Genomic DNA, 5120 nt, shown 5'->3' on the forward strand with positions numbered 1-5120 from the left:
TGAACCGCCGTATACCGAACGGTACGTACGGTGGTGTGAGAGGTCGGAGGCTAGGCGCCTCCTCCTACTCGATTAATGCATTAAAGGGGCAAGTTAATTACATTAGAAAGTGAGAAGCACATTAGACACATTATGTAGCATATTAAGTAGGTTGTTATTTTTGCTCTGTTCTTTTATATTTATGGAGCAAACCATTTATGAACAACTATTCGATATTCATTTTTTAATATTCTAGTTTTACCGGATAATAGGTCTTGGTAAACCGTTGATTGATTGCAATAGATATACTAGCTTTATCGAGATACTTATTGTCAGCTTGGATGGTCCTTTTCGATTTTTAAATATGATTTTACTTTTACGATGGCCAATGTTTAGTTACTTATTTATAGTTTTTTTGACTAGTGAAATAGTATCCTAGTTCAATTAACTGGTGTGCCGGCTTGAAATCTGAGCGGGTCTTAAGGCAACTTTTTCTTTCTTCATAAGTGAGTTTAGTTGCATTACATAACATCATGAACGGGGTGAATACATATCCACTAATACTTAGCGTGATATACCTATGATGTTAGTACTTTTAAGTATTCCATTGAAAAGTTGGCAGAAGATAGAAGGCAAAAAAGTGAGAAAAGGAGACAGAAAAAATGACAACTTCAAAGATAATTTTAAGGACTTGCAACAAAGGACACAAATACTATAAATCCAGCGACTGTCCGATCTGCCCTATTTGTGAGCAAGAACGGAAACCTGACAATGGATTTCTTTCACTGCTCTCGGCACCAGCCAGACGGGCATTGGAAAAAAATGGGGTAACTTCATTGCAACAGCTATCAACATATAGTGAAAAAGAGATTTTGAAATTTCACGGTATGGGACCAGCTTCTTTGCCTAAACTTAGGACTGCTTTGCAGACAAATGGGTTATCATTCAAAAATTAACCACCAAGAAAGGAATGCATTTTATGTCTCCTAGAGCATATTTCATTCAATTTCTTTCGCAAGTCACAGGGGGATTTACGTCAATAAGGGATTATGAATCGATTATTCCTGAATTTTTATGGGCACCATCCTTGTTAAACTGAAAGTAACTCTAAAAAGTGAGGTAACGAAAAGCATGAGTTCCTATACTCCCTATTTTGAATTCAATAGAAAAAAGTGGGCATCTTTACGAAACCATACTCCCCTTCCTTTAAATGAAGAAGAATTGGATGACTTAAAAGGAATAAATGAAGAAATATCTATTCAGGAAGTAGAAGAGATTTATTTGCCCTTGACTCGTTTAATTAATTTATATGTCGAAGCTTCTCAGCAACTTAACACTGCTACTTCTTCATTTCTAAAAACAAATGCTAAAAAAGTACCCTATATCATTGGAATTGCAGGGAGTGTTGCTGTAGGAAAGAGTACGACAGCAAGGTTACTTCAGACATTATTATCTAGATGGGATAATCATAGAAACGTAGGCCTGGTCACAACAGATGGTTTTTTGTATTCAAATGCCTCTTTAGAAGAAAAAGGATTGATGAAAAGAAAAGGGTTTCCTGAAAGTTATGATACTCAAAAATTAATTAATCTTATCGGTGATGTAAAAGCAGGGAAAAATAAAGTGGAAGTTCCAATTTACTCACATTTAACGTACGATATTTTGTCAAATGAAGTACAAACTATCTGTAATCCAGATATTTTAATAGTGGAAGGTGTTAATGTTCTTCAAGTTGACAAAGAAAATCAAGTATTCGTCAGTGACTTTTTTGATTTTTCACTCTATGTTGATGCAAACGTAGTTGACATAGAAAGGTGGTATGTTGAAAGGTTTCTTCTACTTCAAAAGACTGCATTTCAACGTCCCGAATCCTATTTTCATCGCTATACTAACTTGTCTAAAGAAAATGCTATTGAACAAGCGACTCAAATTTGGGAAGAAATCAATTTGAAAAATTTACATGAAAATATACTACCGACAAAAGGACGGGCCAATCTAGTTTTAAAAAAAGGATCAGATCATAAAGTTGAAAATATCTATTTACGAAAATGATATGGCTATTAATAACGGATTAAGAATGAGGTAAGACTTTAATACTTTTAAATATAACCAATCTGTTTCTAAATTGTATAAAAGGAAGCAGGGAGGTTTTGTTCAGTAAGTTTATTTGAATTATGAGCTTAGAATGATATAGATCCACAATTTCTTTATATTATTTACTTAAACTAAACCTAGGTTCTGTATTTGTTTTGAAGTCAAGGAGGGTGATGGAACAATGTCGAAATCTGTAAAGTTGTATCATTTAAGCAAAAAAGTACATAAATGGTCAGGATTAATTTTATCTGTTTTTTTTATGTTCATAGCAGTCACAGGCCTCTTGCTTGTTTATATGATACCACTGGGAGTGGCTGATGAGTTAAGGACGGGAAAAGAGGCGAGTCCAAGTCAATCGATACCTATGGACAGGGTCGTGTCCATTGCTACGTCTCAGGGGCTTCCAAATGTAGACTCGGTTGAAGATATATTTAGAATTGAATATAGACCAAGTGCAAATGTTTACCAGGTTCGCTTTAACAATAGTCAAGGTGTTCAAATCGATGCGAGTACGGGAAAAGTATTATCTACAAACCCGGATTACTCAACTTTCCTCATTACTTTGCATGATGGATCCTTCTTTGGTAATTGGTATAGATACAGTATCCTCACAATAACAGGTATATCTTTAATACTGCTGTCATTTTCAGGGTATTATATGTTTGGCTTTCCCCTTTATAAGCGTCGAATGGCGAAAAAAAAAGCAAGAGATTTGGAGGTTTAATCGTATGAAAAAGCTTTTCCATTCAATCTAACCATTCCTACTCACCTAGCTTTTAGTAGGAATTGGAGCATATCATGCTGTAAGAGTAACTGGCAATATTTTAGAAGATGGAAAAGCCAACAATACAATTTCGGTTCAAACCATACGTTTTGGGGGCACGATCCAAATCAATCGTAACTGGAAACTCAGAAATTGAATGGGTGTTTTCTGAAATGTAAATACGCCAAAACACTTCCAAATGGGGCTGGAAGTGTTTTGGTTCCATATATTAATATTCAATGAATAGGGATAGTTCAGAAAAGACCACAAATAAAAGGTGAATTAAGTTAACACTCAATCAAATCTCTGACTGTAGGCTCACCTTTAAATTTCCACGCTTCATCTGCACAAAATGCTACACCGTAGCCTGTTACAGCATCGTTTAAAAGGAAGCAATCTATTTTTGTAGCTAACATAGCATTAAAGTCTTTTATACCTTTTTGAACATTTAAATCTTCCTTCATAGATTTAGTTAAAGGTATTCCAATGTTGAATTCATCAAATACTCTTAGTACATCCTCATACTTCGTACCTAAATCACTACCTAATGATACTCCTACATCTATATATGGCATCATCGCAATCAGAAACCTTCTTAGAACTTCATACGCATCCGGGGCTTTATAATCGTAAGAAATGCCTGCTTTACACCCTCCGGTGGTGACACTTTCAGAAGCGTTATATTTATAGGCCATTGCCTCTGCTAATCGCTCTACTTCTTCTCTTGTCACTGTTGGATGTATCCTTGTGCCTCCTCCTGCGTACCCTTTAACAAAGTTATGCACCACTAACCAACCCTTTGCCTCTGTTTCACAATATTCCACTCTACGACTAAGTAAGGTTTTTTCATAATTTATAGCCCCCTATAATTTAGTTAAGGTGTATTTCAAGAACCTCTTTTAGTTTGGTATTATCAGTAAGTCCAATTTTAAGAGAATCTTGCACAGCACCCAAAATTGAACCTATTCTCATACTCTACTTTTGGGTGTTGTTACCTCTCCATGGTCTTCCTTCAGTATTATCTTATCTTTAATACTTTTCCCGTAACGTATAAATTATAAAGATAATAAGCCCCTATGAAGCCTAAGCCAACTACCAGGGAAGAACGCTGTGCCGGATCAAATGCCATAAACAGTATAGAAATTCCACATAAAACAAGACACAGAATGGGTATTAGCGGAAATAGGGGAACTTTGTACTTTAACTCCTTCACATCTCCACCAGTTTTAATAAATTGCCCCCTGAAATTGTATTGAGATAGGGCGATGGTCATCCAACTGATTGTACCTGCTAGACCATTTACAGAAAGCAGGACGACAAAAATGGTTTCTGCTGAAACTACACTTGTAAGTAAAGATACTAGGGAAAAAAGCAGACTAAATAATACTGCATTAAATGGGACACCTCGAGAATTTAACTTCCCGAATACTGAAGGTGCCATACCATTTTGCGAAAGTGACCAAAGCATACGAGAACATAATCCGGAATTCCCTACAGAAAGCAACGCCGTTAAAATGACGAGGTTCATAATATCAGCTGCAAACGGAATACCTACGCTGTCAAAAACTGCAATAAATGAACTTTGTACTACTCATACTTTCCTCCATGGAATCAATGCTGCTAAAACCACGATTATTAGATGTTGTCTAACAATTGGGGTGCAGTTCACTCCGGCAGCTCTTTTTCTTATGGAGCTAACGGAGAAGTTAGGTACAAACAAATCAGGGTTCGGGAATGATGTTTTTCTTGGTCACCTAGTTAGGAACCTTTAAATCTTCCACTAACGTGATCAGGATAGTTTAGGGAAAAATGGTATAATTTATAATGTAATTTAATTGAAAGGAGGTCGTTTCATATGCCAATCTGTCAGCACTGTGGCTATAAATGGGGCTGGATAGAGACTTTTTTTAAAATGTTTACCTTTAAAAACAAGTTAAGTTGTCCATCCTGTGATTCATCCCAATACGTTTCCAAGAAATCAAGAAACCAATTAAGCTTATTTTCATTTATACCTTTACTGATTTTACCATCAATATCATTTGGGGTACCTAAAGGTTATGTCTTATCTTTTGAAATAGTTGCTTATGCTTTGGTTCTTATTTTGATGCCATTTATATATAAGCTAAGTAACAAGGATGAACCGATGTGGTAGTCATTCAAGTATCGGGTGCTTTAGCTTAAGATGGGAACTGTCTTTAAGGCAGTTCTTTCGTGCGCCCGGCATGGGTGCAATCTATAGGGTGAAAGTCCCGAACCATGAAGGCAGTAGTAGTGGTTAGCTTAA

General features: G+C 36.0%; 6 protein-coding genes. 4 read left to right on the forward strand and 2 right to left on the reverse strand.

All coding sequences use genetic code 11. The features are described 5' to 3' along the window. The first annotated feature begins 641 nt into the window (after window positions 1-641). From N9I19_RS23785 to N9I19_RS23795, 3 genes are all read left to right on the forward strand, one after another. Entirely contained in the window at window positions 642-935 is a 294-nt protein-coding gene (locus N9I19_RS23785; RefSeq protein WP_317779191.1) for an RNA polymerase alpha subunit C-terminal domain-containing protein, read from the forward strand. Window positions 936-1110: 175 nt separating this feature from the next. Beyond that, window positions 1111-2031, forward strand: a complete 921-nt coding sequence (gene coaA / locus N9I19_RS23790; RefSeq protein WP_061465949.1) for a type I pantothenate kinase — start codon at window positions 1111-1113, stop codon at window positions 2029-2031. A 223-nt stretch (window positions 2032-2254) separates the two neighbouring features. Beyond that, on the forward strand, window positions 2255-2797 hold the full coding sequence (locus N9I19_RS23795) for a PepSY-associated TM helix domain-containing protein (RefSeq protein ID WP_284471863.1): 543 nt from the start codon (window positions 2255-2257) through the stop codon (window positions 2795-2797). A gap of 326 nt (window positions 2798-3123) precedes the next feature. Here the strand turns inward: N9I19_RS23795 and N9I19_RS23800 are convergent, their stop codons facing one another. Together N9I19_RS23800 and N9I19_RS25400 are read right to left on the reverse strand one after the other, a co-directional pair. Next, window positions 3124-3660, reverse strand: a complete 537-nt coding sequence (locus N9I19_RS23800) for a Glu/Leu/Phe/Val dehydrogenase dimerization domain-containing protein (protein ID WP_317779192.1) — start codon at window positions 3658-3660, stop codon at window positions 3124-3126. A 194-nt stretch (window positions 3661-3854) separates the two neighbouring features. Next, entirely contained in the window at window positions 3855-4364 is a 510-nt protein-coding gene (locus N9I19_RS25400; protein WP_411730891.1) for an APC family permease, read from the reverse strand. Between the two features lie 327 nt (window positions 4365-4691). On the opposite strand from N9I19_RS25400, the gene N9I19_RS23810 reads away from it, so the two are divergent. Continuing rightward, complete coding sequence (locus N9I19_RS23810) at window positions 4692-4988, forward strand: TIGR04104 family putative zinc finger protein (RefSeq protein WP_125162383.1); 297 nt, start codon at window positions 4692-4694, stop codon at window positions 4986-4988. Window positions 4989-5120: the final 132 nt, after the last annotated feature.

This window comes from Peribacillus sp. CSMR9 (assembly GCF_033141925.1).
GTDB classification, from domain to species: domain Bacteria; phylum Bacillota; class Bacilli; order Bacillales; family DSM-1321; genus Peribacillus; species Peribacillus simplex_A.

Coding starts and splice junctions, on each gene's coding strand:
- N9I19_RS23785 (WP_317779191.1), top strand. CDS start 642: ATGACAACTTCAAAGATAATTTTAAGGACTTGCAACAAAGGACACAAA.
- coaA (WP_061465949.1), top strand. CDS start 1,111: ATGAGTTCCTATACTCCCTATTTTGAATTCAATAGAAAAAAGTGGGCA.
- N9I19_RS23795 (WP_284471863.1), top strand. CDS start 2,255: ATGTCGAAATCTGTAAAGTTGTATCATTTAAGCAAAAAAGTACATAAA.
- N9I19_RS25400 (WP_411730891.1), bottom strand. CDS start 4,364: ATGAACCTCGTCATTTTAACGGCGTTGCTTTCTGTAGGGAATTCCGGA.
- N9I19_RS23810 (WP_125162383.1), top strand. CDS start 4,692: ATGCCAATCTGTCAGCACTGTGGCTATAAATGGGGCTGGATAGAGACT.